At 63.4% G+C, this 22,550-nt stretch carries 35 protein-coding genes; 20 read left to right on the forward strand and 15 right to left on the reverse strand.

Features of this window, described 5'->3' with window-relative positions:
• Positions 1 to 16: 16 nt before the first annotated feature.
• Positions 17 to 436: a hypothetical protein gene (locus LGH82_RS29305; protein ID WP_227346018.1), complete on the reverse strand. Its 420-nt coding sequence runs from the start codon at positions 434 to 436 to the stop codon at positions 17 to 19.
• A gap of 92 nt (positions 437 to 528) precedes the next feature.
• Positions 529 to 825: a hypothetical protein gene (locus LGH82_RS29310; RefSeq protein ID WP_227346019.1), complete on the reverse strand. Its 297-nt coding sequence runs from the start codon at positions 823 to 825 to the stop codon at positions 529 to 531.
• Positions 826 to 1,427: 602 nt separating this feature from the next.
• Here LGH82_RS29310 and LGH82_RS29315 point away from each other — a divergent pair.
• From LGH82_RS29315 to LGH82_RS29345, 7 genes are all read left to right on the forward strand, one after another.
• Positions 1,428 to 1,958, forward strand: a complete 531-nt coding sequence (locus LGH82_RS29315) for a dihydrofolate reductase family protein (RefSeq protein WP_227346020.1) — start codon at positions 1,428 to 1,430, stop codon at positions 1,956 to 1,958.
• Positions 1,959 to 2,141: 183 nt separating this feature from the next.
• Complete coding sequence (locus LGH82_RS29320; protein WP_227346021.1) at positions 2,142 to 2,609, forward strand: MarR family transcriptional regulator; 468 nt, start codon at positions 2,142 to 2,144, stop codon at positions 2,607 to 2,609.
• Positions 2,610 to 2,690: 81 nt separating this feature from the next.
• Positions 2,691 to 3,113 (forward strand): hypothetical protein, encoded by a 423-nt coding sequence (locus LGH82_RS29325; RefSeq protein WP_227346022.1) that lies wholly within the window; start codon positions 2,691 to 2,693, stop codon positions 3,111 to 3,113.
• Positions 3,114 to 3,395: 282 nt separating this feature from the next.
• Complete coding sequence (locus LGH82_RS29330; protein ID WP_227346023.1) at positions 3,396 to 4,346, forward strand: metallophosphoesterase family protein; 951 nt, start codon at positions 3,396 to 3,398, stop codon at positions 4,344 to 4,346.
• A gap of 12 nt (positions 4,347 to 4,358) precedes the next feature.
• The gene (locus LGH82_RS29335) at positions 4,359 to 4,697 is read left to right on the forward strand and encodes a cupredoxin family copper-binding protein (protein ID WP_413771403.1); all 339 of its coding nucleotides are present in this window, start codon (positions 4,359 to 4,361) and stop codon (positions 4,695 to 4,697) included.
• A 46-nt stretch (positions 4,698 to 4,743) separates the two neighbouring features.
• A complete protein-coding gene (locus tag LGH82_RS29340) occupies positions 4,744 to 5,283 on the forward strand; it encodes a sigma-70 family RNA polymerase sigma factor (RefSeq protein ID WP_227346024.1) in 540 nt (179 codons plus the stop codon).
• Positions 5,280 to 6,188, forward strand: coding sequence for an anti-sigma factor family protein (locus LGH82_RS29345; RefSeq protein WP_227346025.1), 909 nt, complete (start codon positions 5,280 to 5,282; stop codon positions 6,186 to 6,188). The genes LGH82_RS29340 and LGH82_RS29345 overlap by 4 nt, the downstream gene beginning before the upstream one ends.
• A 208-nt stretch (positions 6,189 to 6,396) precedes the next feature.
• Here the strand turns inward: LGH82_RS29345 and LGH82_RS29350 are convergent, their stop codons facing one another.
• Positions 6,397 to 6,726, reverse strand: coding sequence for a hypothetical protein (locus tag LGH82_RS29350; protein ID WP_227346026.1), 330 nt, complete (start codon positions 6,724 to 6,726; stop codon positions 6,397 to 6,399).
• 230 nt (positions 6,727 to 6,956) lie between these two features.
• On the opposite strand from LGH82_RS29350, the gene LGH82_RS29355 reads away from it, so the two are divergent.
• From LGH82_RS29355 to LGH82_RS29370, 4 genes are all read left to right on the forward strand, one after another.
• Complete coding sequence (locus LGH82_RS29355) at positions 6,957 to 7,418, forward strand: hypothetical protein (RefSeq protein ID WP_227346027.1); 462 nt, start codon at positions 6,957 to 6,959, stop codon at positions 7,416 to 7,418.
• Between the two features lie 179 nt (positions 7,419 to 7,597).
• Positions 7,598 to 8,446, forward strand: a complete 849-nt coding sequence (locus LGH82_RS29360; protein WP_227346028.1) for an undecaprenyl-diphosphate phosphatase — start codon at positions 7,598 to 7,600, stop codon at positions 8,444 to 8,446.
• A gap of 239 nt (positions 8,447 to 8,685) precedes the next feature.
• Entirely contained in the window at positions 8,686 to 8,871 is a 186-nt protein-coding gene (locus LGH82_RS29365; RefSeq protein WP_227349753.1) for a hypothetical protein, read from the forward strand.
• On the forward strand, positions 8,868 to 9,275 hold the full coding sequence (locus tag LGH82_RS29370; RefSeq protein ID WP_227346029.1) for a GFA family protein: 408 nt from the start codon (positions 8,868 to 8,870) through the stop codon (positions 9,273 to 9,275). The genes LGH82_RS29365 and LGH82_RS29370 overlap by 4 nt, the downstream gene beginning before the upstream one ends.
• Before the next feature lie 163 nt (positions 9,276 to 9,438).
• Here the strand turns inward: LGH82_RS29370 and LGH82_RS29375 are convergent, their stop codons facing one another.
• Positions 9,439 to 9,660 (reverse strand): hypothetical protein, encoded by a 222-nt coding sequence (locus LGH82_RS29375; protein WP_227346030.1) that lies wholly within the window; start codon positions 9,658 to 9,660, stop codon positions 9,439 to 9,441.
• 231 nt (positions 9,661 to 9,891) lie between these two features.
• Positions 9,892 to 10,137, reverse strand: a complete 246-nt coding sequence (locus LGH82_RS29380) for a hypothetical protein (RefSeq protein ID WP_227346031.1) — start codon at positions 10,135 to 10,137, stop codon at positions 9,892 to 9,894.
• 230 nt (positions 10,138 to 10,367) lie between these two features.
• On the opposite strand from LGH82_RS29380, the gene LGH82_RS29385 reads away from it, so the two are divergent.
• Positions 10,368 to 10,610, forward strand: coding sequence for a hypothetical protein (locus LGH82_RS29385; protein ID WP_227346032.1), 243 nt, complete (start codon positions 10,368 to 10,370; stop codon positions 10,608 to 10,610).
• Positions 10,611 to 10,638: 28 nt separating this feature from the next.
• On the opposite strand, the gene LGH82_RS29390 is transcribed toward LGH82_RS29385, so the two are convergent.
• From LGH82_RS29390 to LGH82_RS29400, 3 genes are all read right to left on the reverse strand, one after another.
• Positions 10,639 to 11,769, reverse strand: coding sequence for a serine hydrolase domain-containing protein (locus LGH82_RS29390; protein ID WP_227346033.1), 1,131 nt, complete (start codon positions 11,767 to 11,769; stop codon positions 10,639 to 10,641).
• A gap of 64 nt (positions 11,770 to 11,833) precedes the next feature.
• The gene (locus LGH82_RS29395; RefSeq protein ID WP_227346034.1) at positions 11,834 to 12,082 is read right to left on the reverse strand and encodes a hypothetical protein; all 249 of its coding nucleotides are present in this window, start codon (positions 12,080 to 12,082) and stop codon (positions 11,834 to 11,836) included.
• A gap of 191 nt (positions 12,083 to 12,273) precedes the next feature.
• Positions 12,274 to 12,633 (reverse strand): hypothetical protein, encoded by a 360-nt coding sequence (locus LGH82_RS29400; protein ID WP_227346035.1) that lies wholly within the window; start codon positions 12,631 to 12,633, stop codon positions 12,274 to 12,276.
• A 332-nt stretch (positions 12,634 to 12,965) separates the two neighbouring features.
• Here LGH82_RS29400 and LGH82_RS29405 point away from each other — a divergent pair, with 332 nt between their 5' ends.
• Positions 12,966 to 13,268, forward strand: a complete 303-nt coding sequence (locus LGH82_RS29405; protein WP_227346036.1) for a hypothetical protein — start codon at positions 12,966 to 12,968, stop codon at positions 13,266 to 13,268.
• Positions 13,269 to 13,349: 81 nt separating this feature from the next.
• On the opposite strand, the gene LGH82_RS29410 is transcribed toward LGH82_RS29405, so the two are convergent.
• Positions 13,350 to 14,444 (reverse strand): GSU2403 family nucleotidyltransferase fold protein, encoded by a 1,095-nt coding sequence (locus LGH82_RS29410; RefSeq protein ID WP_227346037.1) that lies wholly within the window; start codon positions 14,442 to 14,444, stop codon positions 13,350 to 13,352.
• A gap of 117 nt (positions 14,445 to 14,561) precedes the next feature.
• Complete coding sequence (locus LGH82_RS29415) at positions 14,562 to 15,257, reverse strand: XRE family transcriptional regulator (protein ID WP_227349721.1); 696 nt, start codon at positions 15,255 to 15,257, stop codon at positions 14,562 to 14,564.
• Positions 15,258 to 15,291: 34 nt separating this feature from the next.
• Here LGH82_RS29415 and LGH82_RS29420 point away from each other — a divergent pair, with 34 nt between their 5' ends.
• Together LGH82_RS29420 and LGH82_RS29425 are read left to right on the forward strand one after the other, a co-directional pair.
• Positions 15,292 to 15,612, forward strand: a complete 321-nt coding sequence (locus LGH82_RS29420; RefSeq protein ID WP_227346038.1) for a transcriptional regulator — start codon at positions 15,292 to 15,294, stop codon at positions 15,610 to 15,612.
• A gap of 516 nt (positions 15,613 to 16,128) precedes the next feature.
• Positions 16,129 to 16,926, forward strand: coding sequence for a GcrA cell cycle regulator (locus tag LGH82_RS29425; RefSeq protein ID WP_227346039.1), 798 nt, complete (start codon positions 16,129 to 16,131; stop codon positions 16,924 to 16,926).
• Positions 16,927 to 17,267: 341 nt separating this feature from the next.
• On the opposite strand, the gene LGH82_RS29430 is transcribed toward LGH82_RS29425, so the two are convergent.
• Together LGH82_RS29430 and LGH82_RS29435 are read right to left on the reverse strand one after the other, a co-directional pair.
• The gene (locus LGH82_RS29430; RefSeq protein WP_227349722.1) at positions 17,268 to 17,573 is read right to left on the reverse strand and encodes a DUF982 domain-containing protein; all 306 of its coding nucleotides are present in this window, start codon (positions 17,571 to 17,573) and stop codon (positions 17,268 to 17,270) included.
• A gap of 114 nt (positions 17,574 to 17,687) precedes the next feature.
• Entirely contained in the window at positions 17,688 to 17,966 is a 279-nt protein-coding gene (locus LGH82_RS29435) for a DUF982 domain-containing protein (RefSeq protein WP_227346040.1), read from the reverse strand.
• Positions 17,967 to 18,170: 204 nt separating this feature from the next.
• On the opposite strand from LGH82_RS29435, the gene LGH82_RS29440 reads away from it, so the two are divergent.
• The 5 genes from LGH82_RS29440 to LGH82_RS29455 all read left to right on the forward strand — a co-directional run bounded on the left by LGH82_RS29440 (position 18,171) and on the right by LGH82_RS29455 (position 20,071).
• On the forward strand, positions 18,171 to 18,422 hold the full coding sequence (locus LGH82_RS29440; RefSeq protein ID WP_227346041.1) for a YdaU family protein: 252 nt from the start codon (positions 18,171 to 18,173) through the stop codon (positions 18,420 to 18,422).
• Positions 18,350 to 18,835, forward strand: a complete 486-nt coding sequence (locus LGH82_RS29445; protein WP_227346042.1) for a hypothetical protein — start codon at positions 18,350 to 18,352, stop codon at positions 18,833 to 18,835. Before LGH82_RS29440 ends, LGH82_RS29445 begins: the two co-directional genes overlap by 73 nt.
• A 3-nt stretch (positions 18,836 to 18,838) precedes the next feature.
• Positions 18,839 to 19,156, forward strand: a complete 318-nt coding sequence (locus LGH82_RS29450; protein WP_227346043.1) for a hypothetical protein — start codon at positions 18,839 to 18,841, stop codon at positions 19,154 to 19,156.
• 239 nt (positions 19,157 to 19,395) lie between these two features.
• A complete protein-coding gene (locus tag LGH82_RS33755; RefSeq protein WP_413771404.1) occupies positions 19,396 to 19,650 on the forward strand; it encodes a hypothetical protein in 255 nt (84 codons plus the stop codon).
• Positions 19,559 to 20,071 (forward strand): DUF6456 domain-containing protein, encoded by a 513-nt coding sequence (locus LGH82_RS29455; RefSeq protein ID WP_413771405.1) that lies wholly within the window; start codon positions 19,559 to 19,561, stop codon positions 20,069 to 20,071. Before LGH82_RS33755 ends, LGH82_RS29455 begins: the two co-directional genes overlap by 92 nt.
• A 73-nt stretch (positions 20,072 to 20,144) precedes the next feature.
• Here LGH82_RS29455 and LGH82_RS29460 read toward each other — a convergent pair whose 3' ends face one another.
• From LGH82_RS29460 to LGH82_RS29470, 3 genes are read right to left on the reverse strand one after another with little or no spacing between them, the layout of a single operon-like run.
• Positions 20,145 to 20,573, reverse strand: a complete 429-nt coding sequence (locus LGH82_RS29460; protein WP_227346044.1) for a hypothetical protein — start codon at positions 20,571 to 20,573, stop codon at positions 20,145 to 20,147.
• A 34-nt stretch (positions 20,574 to 20,607) separates the two neighbouring features.
• Positions 20,608 to 21,372, reverse strand: a complete 765-nt coding sequence (locus LGH82_RS29465) for a GIY-YIG nuclease family protein (RefSeq protein ID WP_227346045.1) — start codon at positions 21,370 to 21,372, stop codon at positions 20,608 to 20,610.
• A complete protein-coding gene (locus tag LGH82_RS29470; RefSeq protein WP_227346046.1) occupies positions 21,369 to 22,550 on the reverse strand; it encodes a DNA cytosine methyltransferase in 1,182 nt (393 codons plus the stop codon). Before LGH82_RS29470 ends, LGH82_RS29465 begins: the two co-directional genes overlap by 4 nt.

Raw genomic sequence — 22,550 nt, forward strand, 5'->3', positions numbered from 1 at the left:
CCGGCGCGAAGCGCCGTCACTGGCCAACGACAGGCTTTTTCCCAGAAGGCGTGCCGTCGGGGTTCATGCCGTAGCGGCGATAGAGCGTCTGTTCGTCACGGGCCAGTTGGGCATCCATGCGCGCGTTGGCGCTTTTCGCCATGGCGTTGCGCGCGGCCATAGCGACTGGGGCTTTGACGATGTTGGAAATGCCTGTCGGATCGGCGGACGCCGCGATGCTTGTCGCGCCTTGAACAGTACCGAAGGCTGCTGCTTCAGCGTTCAGCTGCTTTTCCAGGGCTCGCGTTTCGCCTGAAAAATTCTCTCCCTGAAAACTGGATTGAGGACTCTGGCATGCAGCCAGCCCGAATGCTGCAAGTGATGCGAGAGCAAAACGAATGAAATAGCGGTTCCAATGCATCTCCAGATTACCTTGAAGTTTGATGAGATCATCCATCCGGGCGGCGCCTGAAGCGCGCCGGCCTTTAAGTCTTTGTTTTTATGCATGTCGGTGTCCCAAAACCGCCGCGCACTTTTGGGCGACATGCATTAGCAGGCGACCCGGGAGTGTCCCTGGTTTCGTATCGCCATGCCGTTGACCGGGCCCATCGCGCGCGTCGCCAATGCGCCGCCCGGTCCGGCGAAACCGACAGCGGCCATTCCGGCTTTCGTCGCCATGTTTGCCGCCTGCGTGGCCCTGGAATGCGCCTGCAACTGATCGATGCACGATTGCGCGGCGGCATAGCCCTTGGCGCGTTCTTTATCTTGCGATGTGGCACCGGGACGGCTGGCCGCAATCTCCGCGGCCGCCTGGCGGCCGGCCATGTCGGCGCGCAACGCACTCATGCGCGCATCGCCGCTGCTGCAGCCGGCGCAAAGGAGGCAGAGCAGGGCAGCAAAAAACCATCTTGCCTTCATGGTTGGACATACCCTTCTCATCGTTTGTTTCGAACCATCGGGTGATGTCGCCGTTGCCGGCGGATTTTTTGGTCCGTCCGAAGTTTCAGAGCGCCAGCCCTGGCAAAGATGCGCGAGCCGGAAGCGCGCCCGACAGCGCCGAGTGGCGTTCCGGCAGGGCAAGCGCGATCATCGACGCCCCGGCCAGAGGCGATTTCGCATGCCGAAGACGCGTCCTGGTCGCCGATCCCAAAGGATTGAAAGTTCCGTCCTGCAATTCCATGCTCCCGATTTGGCCGACAAAGCTCCGCCGGCAACAGGCACGCGAGCGCCCGAAGGACGCTGCGCTCCCGCCGTGAGGCGAGCGCGATGCCGGCTGACCAATAGCGAAGCCTCGCGGCGTGCCGAAGAGGCAATTAGCTACAATTCTTCTGCTATTCTTCTTGCTTGTTCGTCACGCCGACAAAGCGGCGCGCGGTTAATCCCCAGCCTCACTTTTGCGCAATGTCTTCCCAGGCTATTCTGAATACCTTGTGGTGGAGATTTGCGGCATGGCGAAACTCGTCTTTGGAATGAACCAGTCACTGGACGGCTATGTCGACCACCAGGAAATGTCGACAGGTCCCGTTCTTTTCCGCCACTGGATAGAGCATGTGCGTGGCCTTGCGGCCAGCGTGTACGGTCGCCGCATGTACGAGATCATGCGCTATTGGGACGAAGACCGCGCCGAGTGGAGTGCGGAGCAACGCGAGTTCGCGGCGGCGTGGCGGCGCCAACCGAAGTGGGTGGTGTCGCGCTCGCTGACGTCCGTCGGCCCCAACGCCACGCTTGTCCAGCATGACATCGAGGCGGTGATACGTGGCCTGCGGGATCGACTCGCAGGCGAGATTGCCGTTTCCGGACCAGATCTGGCTCGAAGCCTGACCGACCTCGGTCTTGTCGATGAGTACCGGCTCTATTTGCACCCCGTGGTGCTTGGCCGCGGCAAGCCATTCTTCGCCGGCCCGCGGCCGCCGCTGCGCCTTGTCTCAACAGACCACATCGGCGAGGACGTGATCAGGTTGACTTACGTTCCTGCTTGACGCCGATCTCACCAATCCAGGAGACCCCGGGAAAAGTACAACAGGCTGTTGCAACCGCTCCCGGTCAAAACATAAAGTGATTTATTCTGGCGATATCGAATTTCGATCTTATGGAAGGTATTGGATTACGGAAGATATTGGCTCATGAAAAATACTGACAGTGCGATCAGTCCCGCGGAGATATTGAATAACGTTCTCTCTATCGACCGGCACGCGGAAGTCGCTCTCGATCCGGAGCAGCGCGCGCTGCTGGCGTCGGATGTGTCCTGGCTGGAATACCGGGCCGAGTTTCGCCGGCAAATGATCAAGGGTGGGTTTCTCAAGCATCCCTGGCGAAGCATATTCGAAGCCGACATGATCTTCACCCTGATCGGCCACAAATGGTTGCAGGGCGAGATACTGACGCTGAAACAGGTGGCAACCTACTTCAAGGCTTTCGCCAGCGACGTCACGATCAGCCGGCACATTGATGACATGGTGGCTGCCGGCACGCTGGTCCGTATCCCTGATCCCAAGGATCGCCGGCGCCTGCTTTTGATGCCGACACAGCGTCTCTTCGAGATCGGCCGGATCTTCCTGCAGGCGCGCAAGGAAATCGCCCGCAAGCATGGTTACGTCTACGATCCCGCGCGAGCGAGCGCGCAACAATAGCCGTCAAACTGTAATCAATCCGGTTTGAACTGCAGTATCGTTGCCAATAGCACGACTTGGTCCAGCAACAAGGAACAGGTCATGTTGAAACGTCTATTTGCATGCGCACTCATCTTCGCCACCATCATTCCCACCACGGCGACCATGGCCGACGATGTCGGCCTGTCGGCGGCGGAGAGGGCCGCGAACAAGAAAGCCTATGCCAGGCAAAAGGCACTGGGACTGGCGGACCAGCCGCGCGGTCGCGGCGCGCAAAAGGCCCAGAAGCAGGAAGCCCGCAATGGCAAGCAGGTGCAGCGCAACGGCCAGAAATGCGCCGAGGCCACAAAGAACGCCCAGGCAACGGCGACCGGAACCGCCGTCCTTTCGAGCGTCATCGGACTGATCCCATTTGGCGGATCCGCATCCGGCATCGCCGGTGCTGCCGCCGGCGCCGGTGCTGCGGTGGTCGGCGAAGCCGCGCGCCAGAAGTCCACGGCAACGATGCAGGAAGAATGCATGTGAGCGTGTCTTGAAGGCGGGACGCGGGGCCGAGGCACGACAACCGTCGCGCCGGCGGAACAGGAGCCTGCCTCAGGATTTGAATCTGGATAGGCTTTTATCCCATTGACCAGATTGGTCTTTTCAACCCAGGGATCATCGGGCGAACCTGCCCTTGCCCTTGGCGGCTGACATCGGCGGACCGATCACCAACCCGTGATCGGCCAAATCGCCAACGCCGGGAATAAACCACCGCTTCCGCCTGTCTCCTCATCAGACGCCACTTGCGGCGTCGAGGAGATCGAGATGACCAACCATGACGACGACAGCGAGCGCGGGGGCATCAGCCGCCGCCATGCGCTGGAATGCATGATCTGGGCCGGCACCGGCGTGCTGTGGACGATGTCGGGCGGGGTGCCCGTATCGCTGAACCTGCTTGGCGCGGCGCAGGCGGCCGAGGCCATGACGACCGGGTTCACCTTCCTGCAGATTTCCGACAGCCATATCGGCTTCGACAAGGCGGCCAACCCGCATGCCATCGACACGCTGAAGGAGGCGATGGGCAAGATCCAGGCGCTGCCGCAAAAGCCCGCCTTCATGATCCACACCGGCGACATCACGCATCTGTCCAAGGCGGCGCAGTTCGACAATGCGGCTGAGATCATCGGCGGCGCTGGCTTTGACGTGCACTATGTGCCGGGCGAGCACGATGTCATCGACGACGACAATGGCAAGGCCTATCTCGACCGCTACGGCAAGGGCACCAAGGGCGCCGGCTGGTATTCGTTCGAGCAGAACGGCGTGCATTTCGTAGGGCTCGTCAATGTCGTCAACCTCAAGGCCGGCGGGCTCGGCAATCTCGGGCCCGAGCAACTGGCGTGGCTGGCGGATGACCTCAAGGCCGTCAGTGCATCGACGCCGATCGTCGTCTTCGCCCACATTCCGCTATGGGCCATCTATCCCGAATGGGGCTGGGGCACCGACGATGCCGCGCAGGCGCTCAGCCTGCTCAAGGGCTTCGGCTCGGTCACCGTGCTCAACGGCCATATCCACCAGATCATGCAGAAGGTGGAGGGCAACGTCACCTTCCACACGGCGCGCTCCACTGCCTTTCCGCAGCCGGCACCCGGCACGGCGGCGTCGCCCGGACCGATGACGGTTCCGGCCGGCCAGCTGCGCGGCCTGCTCGGCACCTCCAGCGTCGCCGTGAAGCAGGGCGGGCAGGAACTCGCCATCATCGACTCGACATTGGCGTGAGAGGACAACAGCATGATCCGCTTTCCGACCCGGCCTCTTGTTGGTCCTCTCGCAGCGCTCGGCCTCGCCATGGTGGCGCCGGCGCCGTTGCAGGCGGCCGACGCGCAGGTGGTGAAGATCGACAATTTCACCTTCACGCCGGCGGCGCTGACGGTGAAGCCCGGCACCACCGTGACCTTCGAGAATGACGACGACATCCCGCATCTGGTCGTCGCCAATGATGGTGCGTTCCGTTCCAAGGCGCTTGACACAGGTGACACATATGCCTTCACCTTCACCAAAGCAGGCGACTTCGCCTATTATTGCGGGCTTCACCCGCACATGCAGGGCAAGATCACCGTCGCCCCTTGAAGGCGCGCGGCAAATCCTGCCCGGAGTGCCCGGCGATGCAACGGTGTTGAGCGAGAAGGCCGCGACTGAGCGCTTCGGCGAGGTGGTGCTGCCCCATCTCGGCGACGCGCTGTCGCTCGCCCGCTGGCTGACGGGCAACATGACTGATGCCGAGGATGTGGTGCAGGAGGCCTGCCTCAAGGCGCATGCCGGCATCGCCAGCTATGCCGGCGGCAATGCCCGCGCCTGGCTGCTGGCCATCGTGCGCAACGCGGCCTATTCGTGGCTGGCGCGCAACCGGCCGCGTGCCGTGATGGCGGTCGGCGACCTCGCCGATCTCGACGACATGGCGGCGGGGCAGGGCGTCAGCATGCCGGACACGGACAGTCCGGAGGCGAGCCTGATCGCCAAGGCGGACACGGCGACGCTGGAAGCGGCGATCGCCGGACTGCCGGAGCCCTTTCGCGAGACGCTGGTGCTGCGCGACATCAACGGCCTCAGCTATCGCGAGATTTCGGCCATGCTCGCCATGCCCATCGGCACGGTGATGTCGCGGCTGGCGCGGGCCCGTGGCCTGCTGATGATAGAACGTGGGAGAGCGCCATGAGCGCCCGTGACGATGGACTGCCCGAAGATGCCGAAGGCATGAACCTCATGATCCATGCACTGGTCGATGGCGAACTCGACGCGGCTGCGGCCCTGGCCGTGGAACGGCGCATTGCCGCCGACCCGGCGCTTGGCGCAGAGCATGCCCGCATCGTAGCCCTGCAGGGGGCGGTCGCGCGGCTGCCGCGCGCTGAGGTCAGCGACGACTTCATGGCGCGAATGGCCGCGATCGGCTCAATGGGTAGCGCACAGGCCACCCCGGCGCCGGCGCAGGCTGCGCCCGTCCAGGCGGAAGATGTGCAAGGCATGCCCTCGGCGTTGTCCGGCCAGACGGCACGCAGGCAGAACGCCCAGATACGGCCATCGCAAGCGCGGCCGGCGTGGCGCCGCTTCGGTTCGTTCGAATGGCGCTCGCTGGCGGCCTCGATCGTGGTCACGGCGGTGCTGGCCAGCGGTGCGACGCAATGGGTGATGACCAGCAATGCACCCGACAGTTTCGCAGACGCGGTGGCCGGTGGCCATCGCCGCAGCCTGCTTGCCGCGAGCCCCTTCGACATCGCCTCGTCCGACCGGCACACGGTCAAGCCCTGGCTCGATGCGCGGATCGGCGTGTCGCCGCCGGCGCCGGACCTTGCTGCCGATGGTTACGCGCTTGTCGGCGGCCGGGTCGAGGTGATCGCCGACCGGCCGGTGCCGGCGCTGGTCTACCGCCACCGCGAACACCTGATCACCCTGGTCGCGTCCCCACAGGACAAGGGCAGCGCCACCGCGCCCACGGACCTGTCGGCCGGCGGCTTCTCGATGGTGCGCTGGAGCGACGGCGCCTTCTCCTACTGGGCGATCTCCGACATGGAACGCCCCGAACTCGACGACTTCGCCGCGCGTTTCAGGGCGGCGGCGAAGTGAGGGGGCGAGGGGCGAGCTGGCTGTCAATCTTTATGTTGACGCGAGAAGCCCGCTGTAAACCCAAATGTTGACAGCCGGCGCCTTCGTCGCGGGCAGACGCAAATCCGCTGGATCAGGGCACGCCTGCGCATAGCCAGTCCAGCCCTGCCAGATGGTCGCCCTTGCCACGGGCCGCCTGCCGCCGCGATCGCCGGGGGCCTCCCTGCCTTCAGTTGCCGTCGTCCTGGTCCTGCGGCAGCGCGTCCTGGCCGTTGTTGTTCTTGTCGTTGGAGACGGCGGGCGGCCTTGGGGCGTCGCCGCCATCCTGCGGCATCTCGTCGGGTTGCATCACCTCCGGGCCGTCGGGCGAGACTTCATCGGGCTGGGTGGACTCGCCGGGGCCGACATTCCGGCTGGGTATCGGATTGGTGAGGCGGTCCACCACCTTGATGGTGGATGTGTAGGACCGGGGCAGAGGCATGGCGGCGGCGTGCGCGGCTGGCGCCGCGACCAGGAAGGCCACCGAGGAACCGAACGCCAGATGCCTGAACTGCAACATGTGAAATCCTCTGATCGTGTCGATGGTGATCCGCGGAATCCGGAAATGCCCTGGCAACCATGGCTCCCAAGGTGGCCCGCTGCGATCGCGCATCCGGTGTTTCTGATTCGAATTTGCACAAAAATGCACGGATCGAGACGGAAAAGAGAAGCACCATCGCGGCCGGGCCGGTACAAGGATTGTAAGCGCGCAAAACATATTGCGATGGATCGCGGCTGGAGGGGACGGGCATGGGATGGTCGAAAGCGGGGCTCGTCGCCCTGTTGATGGTGTCGGCGAGTGCTGCCCAAGCCGATGGCAGCTACGGCTTCAAGATCGATCTGTCGCTGTCGGCCAAGGCGGCAAGCGAGCTTGCCCGGCTGCATGAGGGCATCGTCGTTGCCGCTTCCTATTATGGCGACCCGAAACCCGCCTTCGCCAAGAAAGCCAACGAAGTCGGGCAGATCGATCTCGGCAGGGAAGAGATCACCGTCGAAAGCACGGTTGCGTCCGTTGACGTCACCGGCAAGACGTTGGAGCGGGGCCACGTCAAATGGTTGGCCGACGGCAAGGTCATGGTCAATGTGAACGTCTATTCGGCGCGCCGAAGCGGGCCCGACAACATACTGGACTGCGATTTCTTCGACGATGCGCTGACGCTTGCGCAACAGGCGCCGCTCACATTGCATTGCAAGCTCATAGGCGAGCCGTGATATCAGCGCACCTTGCGGGCGCCTGTCCGGCTTGAATAGAGTGCCGGCCGCCGCCCGTGTCTTACGCGCGTATCAAAACCACGGGAAACTGATCCGCACGGCGAACCGTCGGGAAACGAGAAGTCCACGATGTCCGGGAGGCGTGGGCTTTGGGAGGCAGGAAAAAGGAAAGGCACTAAATGGTATCGTATGTTCAGGCAGTCATTCTCGGATTGCTGCAAGGTTTCTCGGAACTTTTCCCCATATCCAGCCTCGGCCACAGCGTGCTCATCCCGGCCTTGCTCGGCTGGAATCTCGACCAGTCGAGCGACGCCTTCCTGTCCTTCCTCGTCCTCACGCATCTGTCCACGGCACTGGTGCTGCTGGGCTTCTTCTGGCGCGACTGGGTGGCGATCGTCAGCGGCGTGCTGCGCTCGCTGGCCGAACGCCAGATCAAGAAGGAAGACACCTATGCGCGCATCGGCTGGCTGATCATCGTGTCAACCATACCGGCGGGCATTCTCGGCATCCTGTTCGAGCAGCGGCTGAAGGATTTGTTCTCCGCCGCCGACATCATCGCAGGCGCGCTCATCCTCAACGGCATCGCGCTATACGGCGTCGAATGGCTGCGTAGCCACGCCACCACCGAAGGCGCCTATGACGACCGCAAGCTGGCCGACATGTCGTGGGGCAAGAGCATCCTCATCGGCGTGGCGCAATGCCTGGCGCTGATCCCCGGCTTCTCGCGCACCGGCATGACCATCGCCGGCGGCCTGGTGACCGGGCTGTCGCACGACAATGCCGCGCGCTATTCCTTCCTGCTGGCCACGCCGATCATCTTCGCCGCCGCCGTGCTGAAAGTTCCGGACCTGTTCGCCGATGGCGCGGTCGGGTTGGGCCCAGCGGTCGTCGGCGCGGTCTGCTCGGGCGTCAGCGCCTATCTGTCAGTGCGCTTCCTGCTCAAATATTTCGAAACGCGCACGCTCACCCCCTTCGCGATCTACTGCGTCGTCGCCGGCTGCCTGGCGATGCTGGTGCTGAAGCTCTGATCAGTCCGCGATCCAGAAGCGCTTTCCACCAATGCGCATGGAACCTTGCGGCGTGGTGGAAGTTCTAAAAACAGCCGCTTTCCCTCAAGGCGGCGAAGGCTGATATAGTCAGCTTTCGGACAAGGCCTCGCCGGCTCAGCCGGCGGGGCTTTTTTCGAGCGCCTATCGCCCGTACCGCCGCCGGCCAGCCGGGAACAATCCAACCTGTGGCTCGTTGGCGCTCGAAGGAGATTGCCGTCATGAGCCTGATGAAATTCAGCACTGCGAACACGCCAAAGCCCGAACCAGCGGACGAACCGCCGGCAGAGGCGCCGACCTGGGCGCCCGACGTGCGCGAGCCCGATCCGGACCTGCTTCCCGACGAGATGCCCGTGCCAAATCCCGACGAGAACAGGGAGCCGCCCAAAAACGCGGTGGCGCCATGAGTGCCATTCGCACCGGCGGCTGCCTTTGCGGCGCCGCGCGCTTTCGTCTGGACGGCCCTCCCTTGCGGGTTGGCGTCTGCCATTGCCAGGATTGCCGGCGCACCAGCGGCAGCGCCTTCAATTTCTTCGGCGTGTGGCCGCGCTCCGCCTATGAAGGCACAGGCGAACTCGGCACATTCGTCGGCAGGAGCTTTTGCGTGACATGCGGCTCGCGGGTCGCATCGCTGCGCAAGGAGGAGGCCGAGATCATGCTTGGCTGTCTGGACGAGGCACCCAGCGACCTTATCCCGGCCTATGAATTGTGGATCGGGCGGCGCGAGCCCTGGCTCCTCAATCTGCAATGGGCAGAGCAGTTCGAGCATGACCGTGAGTCGGCGCGGGACGCTGAGGCCGCTTCGCCATAGGGCGTACCAAGCTAGCAGTTCATCGTTTCAGGGAAACGCCGAACCGCTCTATCTCTTTGTTCTGACGCAATTCCGGACGGAAAACCGTTTCACACTTTTCCTGGAATTGCTCCCGCGCCCCTTATGGAGGCGCGGGCACGTGGCCGCATGATCGAGGTCTTGATCAGCCCTGCTTGGGGCCGCTCTGGAACCAGGCGAACGCGAACAGCGCCAGCCCGACAATGGCCGAGCCCAGCCCATGCTTGAAATGGATCGCCGCCGATCCGGCTTCAAAGCCGGGCAGGAAACCCGGCAGCGAGCCCGCGGGAACCATCCAGTAGACGATGCCCAGAATGATGAAGAGGATGCCGAGGATGACGGCAAGCCCGGTAAGCGTTCGGTTCATATTTGCAACTTCCCTGATATCTGTCGATCCGGCCACCGCCGCGGCGCCAAATCAGTTCAGTCTAACGCGGCCGGCAAGAGCCTGTCTTGGGGTTTTTCGGCTGGCGGCCATACGATTTTGTAAGCTCGGGAGGTCGCAATCCCAACGTGCAGGCAGCCGTCCACGGCCGCGGTCGTGCCGGCCAGAACTTGAGGGCTTCAGTCCAAGCCGGTGTAGTCGTTGGAGGCCGGTCTAGTTGTTGGGGATGGAAACAACGGCCGAAACCGTACGGCCGGCGCCGGAACTGTTGTCCAGGCAATGCTGCGGTATGTTCGGCCATGTCGCCTTGCTGCAATCGTCGGCGGAGGTCTTGCGGACCGACGGCTTTTCGACCGCCGCCGTTTGCGCGGCGACGGCCGGCCCCGGCGTCAGTTCAAAGGCCGCCGCCATAAGCAGGGCAAGCGCACCAGCGGCCTGGGCGACGATCACGAGGGTCAATGTCTTTTTCATCACCGGCAGAACGGGGGCCGATGGCAAATGGTTCCGGCCGATCAGGGTGTGTGCTGATCTTTGTCATGTGTCGCGCTTGGCGCGTTGCGAGGGAGGCACGGTGCTCAGGATGCCCAGACGGCCTCAACATCCGGAGTGCTCTTGGGGAACCCGCCGTGAAGGCGAACGTTCACCCTCGGCTAGCGCGCGTTCGACGCGGCGAAACATGGAGATCTCCAGTGGCGAAAGACATCAACCCCAAGACGGGCGAAGCGCTCCACCCTGAAAAGGTCGAGGGCATCGCGTTCCAGATCAACGAAAACTCAGTGAACGACAAAGGACCCAGGAAGGTGTTGCCGGCCGAGCCGCCCCAGCAGCAATCCGGGACCAGATCGGAAAAGGTCGAGGGCAAGGCTTTCCAGGTGAACGAGAAAAGCGTCGACAACCCCAAGCCCGCCGATACGCCGCCCCGACGCGAATGATGCCGGGGCGCTTTAATCCCGCCCTGGTTTATGCAGTCGCGGCGATGGCTTCGAGCATGTCGACCGTCTCATACTCGCGATAGGACGTCTCGTCGTTGGTCAGCCCGTAGCGCCGGTTGGCGGACAGCTTGACGATGACCACGCCCTTGGTGGGGTTGACGTAGATGAACTGGTTGTAGACGCCGATCGCGGCGAACGCGCCGTCGCCGCCCGCCAGCACCCACCATTGATAGCCATAGCCGAACAGCGAGTCCGACAGGCCGGTTTCGCCTGGCATGAGATGCGGCGCGTCGGGCGTGACCGACGCCTTGACCCATTGCGCCGGCACGATTTGCCGGCCGTGCCATTGGCCCTGGTTGCGGAAAAGCTCGCCGATCTTGGCATAGTCGAGCGCCGTGGCGTTGAGGCCGGCATAGGCCATCTCCATGCCGTGGTCGTCGAGCAGCCAGAACCCTTCCGTCTCCATGCCGAGCGGATGCCAGAGCTTTTCTTGCACATAGTCGTGGATGGGGCGCCCGGTAACCCGGGTCAGCAGCATGCCAAGCACTTGCGTGTCCATGCTGTTGTAGAGGTTGAATGTGCCGGGCACGCGGGCTCTCGTCAGCGTCGCTGGAAATGCGTTGAACGAGCCGCCACTGGCGGTGATCGCGGCGAAGCGGTTGATGTCGGAGCTCGGATCGCTGTAGTCCTCGTTCCATCCCGCGCCCGACGACATCTGCAGCACATTCTTGATGCTGACACCGTAGGCCGATCCGGCGAGTTCGGGCAGGATGGATGAAACCGGCGTCTCGAGCGACGGGATCAGGCCTTCGCCCCAGGCGATGCCGAGCGCGGCGGAGATGACGCTCTTGGCAACGGACATCGATTTCCAGCGCTGGTGTGGCCCGCCCCAGTCCGCATAGCGTTCGAAGACGATCGATCCGTCCCTGACCACCAGCAATGCCATGGTCTCCGTCTCGTCGAGCAGCGCTTCGACGGAGCGGTCGACGCCTTCATGCGTGTAGGTGGGCGGCAGGACGATCGCCGGCCCGCACGGAAAGACAAAGGGCGTCGATGATGCCGACATGGGCGCGATCGGGAAGACCGTGTCCAAGGTCTGGAAGTTCCGACGCTGGTCGGCGCCGGTAAACAGGCTCGATATGTAGGTTTTGCGGTCCATGGGGCCTGCCTATAGCGGCGGGCCGCCAGATCAGGAAGACCGGGCTGTCACGCCGGCGGGAGCCTCATTCTTTCCGGTCTGCTTCCGCTGCGTTGCGGTCGGGACTCTTCGCGTCGCTGTTGACTGCCTTTGCATCCATGCGGTTGGAAAAAATGCGGGTGAGAATGCCGCAGGCGACCTCGGCCCTGTGCTTTTGTCGTCCGCGAAGTTCGCAGCCGCCAAGCGCGGCGGGTGCCCGGGTTACGTTGTCCCAGACCATCCATGTGTCTGCGCTGTCTGGCAGGCATTCGAATCGTGGTGTGGCATAAGGCATTGGCTCTTCCTTTCCAAGATAACGCGGGTGGAGAGCAAATGGTTCAATGCACGCCCAAGTTGGCTAACGGTTGCGGAGGACAAAGTTCGCCTCCTGTGCTTCCGGAATGACTTGACGATCATCCTATTGCACTTGAAAATAAGCGGAAAATGGCTTTCGTGCCATGATATAGCGGCTCCGCCGCCAGATGTTCACGCCGCCTCTCGTTGCCAGATCCGGCGGCCGTAGCGGCGGAAGAAGCGGGCGAGCAGAAGCTGCTGTCTGGCCCGCACGAGATCGGGCAGGCGCCGCTCCTGGCGCCAGCGCGGCATGTTCCGCCAGAAGATGATGAAGCGGGTCGCGTCCTCGATGGCCTCTTCAGCCGACAACGCCGGGCCGATGGCCGCCAGGAACATGTCTTCGCCGAGTTTGAGCCCGTCGATCACCGCCTTGCGCCGGTCGTGCTCCTGCCTTGCCTGGCGAATGCCGCACTGGCGGATCGCCTCGAAAGCATCGAGAAGGGCAGGGCTGTCGCCATCATAGCCGCAGGCGCGGGCGAAGCCGTCGCTCATCGCGGCCATTCCGGTGCGCGGACAGGTCCATGGCCGGTACGACCCGGCGACGGTGGATGCGCGACCGCCTCAGTGCGCCACGGTGACTTGAAAAGCAGCGTGGCGACCCGGCCAGGGCCGGCGGTGGCCTGCATCATCTGTCCCTCATGCGTCCATGTGCCGGAGGCCGGCCGCGCTAAACATCGCGTGTGCCTCGCGCTCATCCGAAGAATATAAGCAAAACTCAATAATTGTACAAGTGATACTCTTGTAAAAGTTTGAGCAGCGCGGACTCGACTCTTGCGTTGAAACACACGATTATGTGAACAAATCAGGAACACAAGGGAGGGGCGATGGCATTGCAGGGGAGGGAACCAACGATCGCCGATGTCGTGTCGATCGCCGTCGAATGCGTCGATTGCGGTCGCAACAGGTGGTGGAAGCCCGATCAGCTCAAGCGCTTCGGCGTGACCAGGCAAACACCACTGGCGGCGCTTTCAGGCCGCATCATCTGCTCGGCCTGCCGCGCCGACGGCCTGCCGGGCGGCACGGTGTCGATCCAGGCGGCGTTCATCGACGACAGGCAGCGCACGCTGGCCGAAGCGCGCATGCTGAACAGCCGCGAGGTACCGCTGGAGCGGAGCAAAAGGGCGTGAGACGCGACCCGTGTGACGACGCAAAGCCAATTGCCTGTCCTTGCGGGCTTCGAACGTCCGAAGTGCTGGCCGGGTTGGTCTTCAGGAAGCTAGGCTGAAGTCCCTGGGATCTTCATCGATCTCAAGCAAGCCTTTTCGAAGTCCGTCCTCCACAAGACCGCGCTTGTTGTCCTCGATATAGGATAGGCCTGTGGAAATCCCTTCGCGCCACGAAGGGCCTCGGTTCCAGGCTTCGGCGAAGGCCATGGCGAGGTCGCCGTGGCGCCGGGTTTGAACCAGGGCTTCGACAAGGGAGGCGGCCTGCAGCGTATCTTTCGCGCGCTTCGCATAGCCCGACGTATCGTTGCGTCGCCGTGAACTGACGATCAGCTTGTGGACCGCATAGCGCTCGGCCGCGGGAACCGTGACGGGGACGCCGCTTTTGTGCAGCATGACGGTGCGCACCGGATCCTGGATGAGGAAGTCGAGGAATCTGAGGGGCTGGGCTGCGGCCCCGCCCAGCGCCGGCATTTTTGCCGCGCGCCCCGAATGTTCTTCTCTCCCCGTGTTCGGGGTCAGGAACTCGACCCTGAATTTCCCGGCATTCTCAAACTGGGTGCTGAACTTGCCGTCCGATTGGTGTGGAATATCGCGGAAGGTCGGGTCGATCGCCTTGAGCACGTCCAGTATCGGCGGAAGGCTGTCTTCGATGGCGGCGGAAATCGAATGGAACTGCGCGAAATCGGCGTCGCCCGTCTGCATGGCCGTTGACGGCAGTCGAATTCCGAGAAGGCCGGGGTAGCACTGGTAGGCGACCGTCCCGACCAGGACGCCCCTGAGTCTGAACAGGCCGGCATTTGAGAGCGCGGCCACGACATCGCCGGTGAATCGTTCCGGGGCGGGCAGGTAAGCATTCCTGACGAGGGTCGACGTCAGTTTGCGGCGGGTCTTCAGGTCGTTCTTCAGCTCTTTGAATGTTTTGACCCGGTCGTCTATCTCCTTGCTGGAACTGGGACCGACATATTTCCTGACAGGCTTTCCGTCGACATTGGTCTGAAAATACCAGAATTCCTGGTTCTTGGACTTCTGCTTCACGAAAAGTCCATCGCTGGAAAAATCCGATGCGAAGGCCGCGTCGAAGGTTCGCTGATCAAGCTCGGCGAACATGGTCCTGTAGACGATATCGACTTCTTTCATTCGAAGCTCGGTTGTAAACTTTTTGCAAATTATGTACAACTGTAGCTGTCGAGATGGCGGAATTCAAGCCGTTGTAAAGTTTTTGCGAAAAATTTACAACGCGGGCGCGCAATGCCCTCAATAGCCCAGCAGTTCCTTGAGCGGGATGACTCGCCAGACGTGTTTTATGGCGTAGCGGTTGAAGGTCAGCGTCTTTGGCGGATTGTATTGCTCGACCACCAGTTCGGCGGCGGTGCGCTTGACCAGTTTCTTGATGAAGGCCTTGCCGTTGCGCTCGTTTTCTTCCGGAAACGTCTCGATCACCACGTGGTCGCCGGGCACGGCGTCGCGGCCGCCGCAATAGATGAGGTCGCCGGGCTCGTAGCGCGGCACCATGGAATCCGAGAGCACGTGCAGCGCGAACACTTTTGGCAGGTTGCGCACGCCCGGCGGGCGCTGGACGTAGCCGGCCGGCTCGCCGTTGAAGGTGAAATCGCCATCGTCGCCGCCGACCGCAGCACCCAGCACCTCGATGTCCATCGAGCCTGAGGGCAGGGGGGCGGCATCGGTGACGATCTCGGCATCGGCCACGAGGCCGGTATCCTCCAGGAACACGACCTCGCCCTTGCCCAGCGCCACCGGGTCGACGCGCAGGAAGGCGGCGGTCTTCAAAAGGTTCTCGGTCTTGGGCAAATTGCGCCCGGTTTCCCAGTTGCCGACGGCGGCGACATCGGTGTCGTTATGCTCGGCGATGTGGCGCATGACCATGCCGCGCTGCTTGCGCGCCTTGCGGATCGCCGCCCCGACCTTGATCGACAGTTCCGTCTTCGCCATGGCGCCATGTGAGCGATGAAAGCGGTTCTCGTCCATGAAAGAATCGCTTGCATATATTTTTGAGTTATGCTTATATTTGGTCATGCAGAAGCTCCGCCCTTTGTCCGCACTCGATCTTGCCCTTCAGCGGGCCGGAAGCGCCAGCGCGCTGGCCCGGCTGCTACGGGTGACGCCGTCCGCCGTGCTGCAGTGGCAGGATGTGCCGGCGCGCCGCGTGCTGGAGGTCGAGCAGTTCACCGGCGTGTCCCGCCATGCGCTGCGCCCTGACATCTTTGGGCCGGCGCCCCAAAGTGCCGTGTCCCGGAGCAGCGCGCAAAACCGCGCAATGGTCGACCCGACGGGAGATGCCGCATGAACAGCATGACCCGACCCCATTCCCTTCCGCCCCGGCTGTCCTCCTCCCCGGCCGGGGCGAAGCCCGAGGCTCCCTCCAATGCATGCCGTCACCCGCAAGCCGGGTCCGGGCGGCATGCCGCAGCCTCGGGTCCGGTTCGCCCGTCACCGGCGACCGGAACGGCCGGAGCCGACGCTCCCCTCGACTCCGGCCCCCTTTTTTGCCGCGACCACTCCGCCTGGCGCGTATCGCGCGCAGCCGCCAACGGCGGGCGGGCGGGCAGGTCATGCATCCGCACGCAGGACGGCACGGTCATCCTGTTCGACCGGCGCACGGGCAGGGCGGTTTCCGCCGCCACGGTGGCTCAGGCCGAGGCCGCGTTTCGGCTAGCCGCCCTGGGCCCCGGTGACACGCCTCCCTGATCGGGCGGCGGCCAAGGCTGACACCCGCCGGCCCCGACGCCGGCTGAACCCCAACATGGGCCTTCCCCGCGTCTTTCGGCGCGGCCGGAGGCTGCGCGAAACAAGGATGAAGACCGTGAGCGCCTATACCGACCCCGAACTGCGCGAGATTGCCGCCTGGCTGAAGGACGGGCTCTCCGCCTCGAAGATCGCCACCCGCTTCAGCGCATTGCGGGGCAGTGCCGTGTCGCGTAATGCCATCATCGGCATCGTCCATCGCAACACGGCGTTGCGCGGCATCGGCTTCGCCAACCCCAAGGGTGGCAGGTCGGGCGGACGGCCACGCAAGCTGGCGGCAGCAGCGACGCAGGACGGATTTGCGGGCAGCGTTGCCAAGCGGGCCAGGCATGGCAAGCGGGCCATGCAAAGCGGGCCGGCCACGCAGGGCAGGCCGGCCACGCAGGGCGGGCAGGCCACGCAAAGCGGGCTGGCCACGCAAAGCGGGCTGGCCAAGCGAAATGAGCTGCAGCCGGGGCAGGGCGCGCCTGGTACGTCCAGGCCTCCCAGGCATCACAAATTGCCGCCGCCGGCCTGGCTGCCGCCGCGCCTGTTCCTGCAAGACGCCGGGCTGGCACCGGAGGGCGAGGCCTTTCGCCTGAAAGTGCCGGCGCCACGTTCCGTCACCCCCGGACGCCCGCCGCAGGTCGCCGCCATGCGCTTCATGGATTGCCTGTTTTCCCGCTGCCGCGCGCCGCTGGACCTGACGCTGGCGGAGGAGCCGGAGAATGAAGATACGGGCGCGCGGCCCGGGCCGGAAATGCTGTGCTGCGGCCTGCGCACCAAGGCGCAGAAGAGCTATTGCGTCTATCATCAGGCCCGCTTCCACGACCACCGCCGCACGCTGCTGGCCAATGAGCGGGCGGGGTTGGGGTAATGCGGTGGAGTGCTTCCCTTCTCCCCGTTCCTATACGGGGAGAAGGTGCCGGCAGGCGGATGAGGGGCGGCGCCGGCGCTGCGAGCTTATTCAGTAGGTTAGGCGAGATTTCGTGGCGCGATGAGTCTTCATTCCCAACCGTCAGCGCCGCCCCTCACCCTTACCCTCTCCCGTATAATGACGGGGAGAGGGGGCGTCAGCGCTAGCGCTCGATCCTTCTGCCGGCGAGCAGTGCTCGTCATCGCTGGCACCTTCTACCACCCAAAAACAAAACCGCCGGCCAGGCTTTGCCCAACCGGCTGACTTGAAAGACACGGCCCATGCATTGCGGCGCAACACGCCTATTTCAACATATGGCGGCCTTGTTTGGGCATGCGGATCTGCACGCTCCGCTGCTCAAGCACCATGGCTTCGCCGCTCGGCACCAGAATGCCGCTGACCCTGGCGAAGCCGGCGAAGGCCTTCATGGCATCGGAAGCCGAGACCTGCGCGGCGATCGCAGCGCTGCAGGCGTTCAGCGCGGTGCGGTAGACATGGCCGCGACGCTCGATCGGCCAGCGCTGCAGGAAATCGGAGGCATGATTGACGTTTTCGATATCTTCGGCCTGCCCGTCCAGGCAAACCCTGACCGTAAGGCTGGTTTTCATCGTACCCAAGGCATTTTTCTCCCTTGTTATGCGAACCCTCACCGGGCCCAACGTGCGACCGGGCCGAGTGGTTGCATCACATTGTCGGCGGGCTTGCTGGCCGGTTCGCGGGTTTCAGGGGCTGGCGGCGTCGAGCCATTCATTGGCGCGCGACCTTGGTTTCCTCACCAGCAGGCCCTGTTCGCTCGCCGCCCTGGTGAGGGCGTCGAAGGCCGGGCGCTGGCTGCAGGTGCCGTCGACGGCGAGCGCCACCAGCCGCGCGGCGGCCTGGTAGCTCAGCCTGGTCTTGTCCGGCCACTGTTGGCCAAGCGCCGTGGCAGCCTCGGCCACCGAGCCGACCAGCATGGTCTTGTTGTCGCAGAATCGCAGCGTAATCGGGTGGAATGTCGTCATCGTCGGGAGCCTCCTCTCATGCAGCGGCGCGCGCGCCGACGGGCACGCGACACGCTCCAACACATTGAATTCATGCACAAACCTGTCCGCCAATCCCTCGCGGGCATCAGGCTCATGCCTTCGACGCGACACAACGTCGAAATGCGGCGGTGGTTCCATGAGCCAACGCTTGAATCCGGCCGATGCGATGCGGGAGGCGGTGCGATGAGCGAGCGGCCCTTCATGCAGCTCTATGTCTCCGATTTCGTCGGCGACACCTTGCAGCTCTCCACCGAGCAGATCGGCGCCTACATGCTGATGCTGATGGCGATGTGGAACGCCGGCGGCACGCTGCCCGACGACGACGTGAAACTGTCGCGCGTGGTGCGCATGTCCTTGAAGAAATGGCGGGCTATCAGCGCCGATCTCCTGACTTCTTCGAGCGCGCCAATGGCGAGATCAGCCACAAGCGGCTGACGAAGGAGCTGCGCAAAAGCCTGGTGAAAAGCGAGGCGAGGGCCGCCGCCGGAGCGCTGGGCGGGGCGGCCAAGGCCTTGAAAACGCGCGGGTCTGGCATGGCAAATGACAGCTTTTTGCCGGAGCATCTTCCAGAGTCCAGAAACCAGACGAAAAAAGCTGCGGCTTTTCCGGCAAAAAGCCTTCGGCTTTTGCTGGGCGCCATCCCCCCGAGATCGCGCAGCGATCTTCGGGCTCATCAAGCGAGATCGCGCAGCGATCTTCGGGCTCATCAAGCGAAAACGCCGCCGAAAACGCACGGCGATCGTCCAGTTCATCGAGCAAAAAGCCTCCGGCTTTTGCCAGACCGCCTGGCTGGCATCAGCCCAAAACCCACACCGACGCCGCCAACACCATCATCGAGGAGATCCTGAACCATGACCGCAGCCGAATTGCAGCAGGCGACGAAGGCGCTGGCGGCGATGTTCTCATGCTTCCCGCAGTCCGCGCTCGCTGACGTGGAGATGCAGATGCGCGGCTACCTGGCTTCGGTGCAGGATGCCGAGCTTGCTGATTTGCAGGGCGCCATCCAGCGCTTCATGCGCGGCGAGGTGAAGGCCGGCAACGCCCAGTTCTGCCCCTCCAGCGCGCAGCTCTGCATCGAGGTGCGCGAGCGCCGCACGATACGCGAGCTGCTGGCGAGAAGGGCGGCGGGGGCGCTGGCGCAATCGGCGGGGAGGACCAGCGGGCGGTGAACATGCTTGCCGTCACATTCCTTGTTCGGTTGGTGCTGCCCCTCATCCGCCTGCCGGCACCTTCTCCCCGTATAGGGACGGGGAGAAGATAGAGCACAACCGCGATGCTCATTCTGCTGACGCTGGCGATTGGCGAAATCATCGGCGACGGCGTCCTTCTCCCCGTCTCTAGACGGGGAGAAGGACGCCCGGCAGGGCGATGAGGGGCAGCGCCAGCCCTGCGCGATCGAAGCAGCAAAATGGGCATCGATCGCCCGAACCCAAAATCCTCCAATACCCCTTCGAACCACCCCAACCGAGGAGCCACCCATGAGCAAGAAACCGCCAAGCCCACCAAACCGCAGGCGCCGAAACTGCCCAAGGGCGAGGCCGAGCAGGTGCGCATCCGCAAGGAGATCGGCCATGATTTCGCGCTCAGGGACGACGCCCATGGCCGCAAGCGGCTGGGTGGCCGGCACGCAGGAGGCGCGGCGCGTCTACGAGGTGTCGAATGACGGCCATACCGCCACCGGCGGCATCGTGCGGGTGCGCAATGTCGACCCGCTGCTTGGCATCACCTCGCTATCGGGCCAGCAAAGGGAAGCCGGCCAGCGCTACCGCGCGGATTTCCAGTGCAGCCAGCAGGCGAGCGTCAAGCCGATGCGCTGGACAGAGCGCGTCGACGGTGGCCGGCAAGGCGGCGGCATAGCCGACAGCGTGCTCGACGCCGGCCGCGCGCATGCCGCCGCCACAAGAGCGCTCGCCCACTGGGAGGTGGCCGCCGTGGTGCAGGCCGTGTGCTGCGCCGGCGGCTCGATCAAGAGCCTGGCCGAGCAGACCGGCGAGGGCCGCGATGTGGTGACGAAGATGTTGAAGGTGGGACTGGACCTGCTGGCGGTGCACTACGGGATGATGCTGGGGAGGAAGGTGGGGTGAGGGGGCGTCGGCAACGAATTCCTTACTCCAGTCTCATGGAAGCTCGCAGCCTGGGGGAGCTAGTGTTTGTTGGCTAACGAGCCCAATCGACATCGACGTCGGTTGGGCTTGGTGACCGAAACCGGCGAAGCACCAGAATGCTGGCCACGCAGATTATGATGGGAATGAAGACCCCGACATATATCCAAGGTTTGGCCGCGTCTACATTTCCGCCCCAGTAGACGTTGATCATGTGCAGCATCGCATTGGCAAAGATGATGGACAGCGCCAATTCGGCGATGAAGATGCCGGTGAACACGAGAAACCTTGGCAGGAACGCCGTTGTTGGCGCAGCCGCGGCAACAATAAGCGAAACAAGAAACCCAAAGACCAGCGGTCCCATAGGCTGCCGCCCGATATCGACATGAAAGATATACACAGCCTGCGTTATTGCGACCATTCCGATGAAGGTGGCCAACGCCAACGCAATGATATTGATCAATAGTCGCCTGAGAAAAGCCATGCCCGGGTTCTTTCAGAACATTGAAAGAGGGTAGCTATATCCTTGAATTCGCTATCATCTCGGCTTGGGGATAGTCGCGCTCTTCCTTGTAAAGAATAATGTAGCCGGGAAGGGCGGTCGCTTGCCATCCCGAAGGCAAAGCCTCGACGACATGCCGGATCGCTGAGCGCGGCGTGAGCGGTCCGCTTAGCGCGGAAAGCACGGTTGTGTCGAAATCGTCGTGGGGTTTCCTGTTGCGGCCGCCATTCCCCTGGTAGCGGAATGTATAGGGCAAGGCGTCCTTGAGGCGCGAGAGCGCGCTTGTCGCCGTTTCGTTGGCTTCGATGGCAAAAGCAAGTTCCCGATCAATATCGATCGGGAACTTGGCGTCGTAGTTCCTCGGGTCCACCTTGGTGGTGTCACGCTCTCGGCCAGGATCATTGGAACCGAATCCGCTGCCGTTCCAATCGATCGCCTTTACCCCGCCATAGTGACGGATGAGATCGGATTCCAGATCGACCGCGGTGAACACGAAGATGCGCACGGCCTTGAAGCTTACACGTGCGGGATCGAGGCCAACTCGATACATGATCTTGCGCGCATGACGAGCCAGCCGCTTGTGAAGTCCGGCCTCCGCGTCCGTCTTGCCGACATAGACGACGCGATCGTCGAGCAGAAGCTGATAGACACCCTGTTCCTCGGGCACCTCTTGCAGATTCGCCCTGCTGAGCGGTGCGGTTTCGAGTTCGTCCAGCACTTTGATGAGTCTGGCCAACAAGGCGCCTGGAAGGTCGAACTCGAACTCGACATAGGCCTTCATTTCAGAAAATCCGACCCGCCGAAATCGAGGTGCCGTTTCACGCTGCGCGCGATGATGTTGGCCAGTTCCACCGGCACGGCGTTGCCGAGCTGACGCATGGTTTCGGACCATGCTCCATGGAAACGGAAATTGTCTGGGAAAGTCTGCAGGCGGGCGCTTTCGCGCACGGTGAAATAGCGCACGCTGCCATCCGGCCGCAGCAGCATGTTCTCTCCGCCTGGCACGCCGTGGACGCCGGCCTTCAAGGTCTTGGCCGGTTCGTCGAGCGGGCTGCCGGTATGGCCAGGATAGGATCGTGCGCCAGGCTGGAACCGATGGTTGTTGTGGTTGGCGGCCTTGCGCGATTCATGCTCAGGGTCCGGCAGATCGCCAATCGCGTCTCGCGTTGTCCGCCATGGTGCTGTTTTCGGCTTGGCGTCGAGTCGTGCCGCACGCTCGGAATGCCGACCCCCAACCTTGCGATCAGCGTTGCGGACCTTGTGTCGGTCCCAATAGTCGCCCTGGGTCTGGTCCCACAGCAAGGCGTCAAGGGAATGCGTTTCCAGTGGAAAGGCCCATTTGATGTCGAGGTCGGCGCGGAAGCCCACAAAAATCACACGCTCCCGGCGCTGCGGGATGCCGTAATTCGCCGCGTTCAGCGAACGTGGAACGACCCGGTATTCGAGACCTCTCGGACCGCGCCGGCCAGTGTGGTGCTTTTCAAGCCGGCGCAGATGGCTTTCCCATCCCTCATCAGGTCCCGCGACCAATTCGGGATAGGTCATTTGCAGGACGATGTGCGAAAAATAGGTGGCGAAGGTTTCGCGGGTCAGGCCTTTCACGTTCTCGAAGATGAAGGCGCGCGGCTTTGTTTCCCGCAGCGCCCGGACCGCTTCAGGCCACATGTCGCGGGAATCCGCATGCGCGCGGTGCTTGCCACCCAGCGAGAATGGCTGACAGGGCGGACCGCCCGTCACCAGATCGATCTTGCCCTCGTGCTCGCGGAAATCCACGCCGCGGACATCGCCCTCGGTCGGCTGCGGCCAATCGCCAACCAGGCCGACACCATCCGCCCGGTTTTCGCGAATGGTGTCGCAGCACCACCGGTCCCATTCAATCACGGCCTGTGGCGCGAAACCGGCAAGGCTGACGCCCATTCCAAGCCCGCCGGCGCCCGCGAAGAGCTCGATCGATTTCAT

It is taken from the genome of Mesorhizobium sp. PAMC28654 (genome assembly GCF_020616515.1).
Classification (GTDB): Bacteria; Pseudomonadota; Alphaproteobacteria; order Rhizobiales; family Rhizobiaceae; genus Mesorhizobium.

Bases quoted from the DNA above. Each gene is read 5' to 3' on its own strand.
- LGH82_RS29335 (WP_413771403.1), top strand. From the start codon at position 4,359: ATGATCCGCTTTCCGACCCGGCCTCTTGTTGGTCCTCTCGCAGCGCTC.
- LGH82_RS29460 (WP_227346044.1), bottom strand. From the start codon at position 20,573: ATGGCTTTTCTCAGGCGACTATTGATCAATATCATTGCGTTGGCGTTG.
- LGH82_RS33755 (WP_413771404.1), top strand. From the start codon at position 19,396: ATGGGCATCGATCGCCCGAACCCAAAATCCTCCAATACCCCTTCGAAC.
- LGH82_RS29355 (WP_227346027.1), top strand. From the start codon at position 6,957: ATGGGATGGTCGAAAGCGGGGCTCGTCGCCCTGTTGATGGTGTCGGCG.
- LGH82_RS29390 (WP_227346033.1), bottom strand. From the start codon at position 11,769: ATGGACCGCAAAACCTACATATCGAGCCTGTTTACCGGCGCCGACCAG.
- LGH82_RS29410 (WP_227346037.1), bottom strand. From the start codon at position 14,444: ATGAAAGAAGTCGATATCGTCTACAGGACCATGTTCGCCGAGCTTGAT.
- LGH82_RS29330 (WP_227346023.1), top strand. From the start codon at position 3,396: ATGACCAACCATGACGACGACAGCGAGCGCGGGGGCATCAGCCGCCGC.
- LGH82_RS29310 (WP_227346019.1), bottom strand. From the start codon at position 825: ATGAGTGCGTTGCGCGCCGACATGGCCGGCCGCCAGGCGGCCGCGGAG.
- LGH82_RS29350 (WP_227346026.1), bottom strand. From the start codon at position 6,726: ATGTTGCAGTTCAGGCATCTGGCGTTCGGTTCCTCGGTGGCCTTCCTG.
- LGH82_RS29450 (WP_227346043.1), top strand. From the start codon at position 18,839: ATGACCGCAGCCGAATTGCAGCAGGCGACGAAGGCGCTGGCGGCGATG.
- LGH82_RS29395 (WP_227346034.1), bottom strand. From the start codon at position 12,082: ATGCCTTATGCCACACCACGATTCGAATGCCTGCCAGACAGCGCAGAC.
- LGH82_RS29415 (WP_227349721.1), bottom strand. From the start codon at position 15,257: ATGGCGAAGACGGAACTGTCGATCAAGGTCGGGGCGGCGATCCGCAAG.
- LGH82_RS29325 (WP_227346022.1), top strand. From the start codon at position 2,691: ATGTTGAAACGTCTATTTGCATGCGCACTCATCTTCGCCACCATCATT.
- LGH82_RS29455 (WP_413771405.1), top strand. From the start codon at position 19,559: ATGATTTCGCGCTCAGGGACGACGCCCATGGCCGCAAGCGGCTGGGTG.
- LGH82_RS29345 (WP_227346025.1), top strand. From the start codon at position 5,280: ATGAGCGCCCGTGACGATGGACTGCCCGAAGATGCCGAAGGCATGAAC.
- LGH82_RS29465 (WP_227346045.1), bottom strand. From the start codon at position 21,372: ATGAAGGCCTATGTCGAGTTCGAGTTCGACCTTCCAGGCGCCTTGTTG.
- LGH82_RS29435 (WP_227346040.1), bottom strand. From the start codon at position 17,966: ATGACGACATTCCACCCGATTACGCTGCGATTCTGCGACAACAAGACC.
- LGH82_RS29470 (WP_227346046.1), bottom strand. From the start codon at position 22,550: ATGAAATCGATCGAGCTCTTCGCGGGCGCCGGCGGGCTTGGAATGGGC.
- LGH82_RS29430 (WP_227349722.1), bottom strand. From the start codon at position 17,573: ATGAAAACCAGCCTTACGGTCAGGGTTTGCCTGGACGGGCAGGCCGAA.
- LGH82_RS29360 (WP_227346028.1), top strand. From the start codon at position 7,598: ATGGTATCGTATGTTCAGGCAGTCATTCTCGGATTGCTGCAAGGTTTC.
- LGH82_RS29420 (WP_227346038.1), top strand. From the start codon at position 15,292: ATGAAAGAATCGCTTGCATATATTTTTGAGTTATGCTTATATTTGGTC.
- LGH82_RS29445 (WP_227346042.1), top strand. From the start codon at position 18,350: ATGGCGGGCTATCAGCGCCGATCTCCTGACTTCTTCGAGCGCGCCAAT.
- LGH82_RS29370 (WP_227346029.1), top strand. From the start codon at position 8,868: ATGAGTGCCATTCGCACCGGCGGCTGCCTTTGCGGCGCCGCGCGCTTT.
- LGH82_RS29365 (WP_227349753.1), top strand. From the start codon at position 8,686: ATGAGCCTGATGAAATTCAGCACTGCGAACACGCCAAAGCCCGAACCA.
- LGH82_RS29315 (WP_227346020.1), top strand. From the start codon at position 1,428: ATGGCGAAACTCGTCTTTGGAATGAACCAGTCACTGGACGGCTATGTC.
- LGH82_RS29400 (WP_227346035.1), bottom strand. From the start codon at position 12,633: ATGAGCGACGGCTTCGCCCGCGCCTGCGGCTATGATGGCGACAGCCCT.
- LGH82_RS29440 (WP_227346041.1), top strand. From the start codon at position 18,171: ATGAGCGAGCGGCCCTTCATGCAGCTCTATGTCTCCGATTTCGTCGGC.
- LGH82_RS29405 (WP_227346036.1), top strand. From the start codon at position 12,966: ATGGCATTGCAGGGGAGGGAACCAACGATCGCCGATGTCGTGTCGATC.
- LGH82_RS29375 (WP_227346030.1), bottom strand. From the start codon at position 9,660: ATGAACCGAACGCTTACCGGGCTTGCCGTCATCCTCGGCATCCTCTTC.
- LGH82_RS29305 (WP_227346018.1), bottom strand. From the start codon at position 436: ATGGATGATCTCATCAAACTTCAAGGTAATCTGGAGATGCATTGGAAC.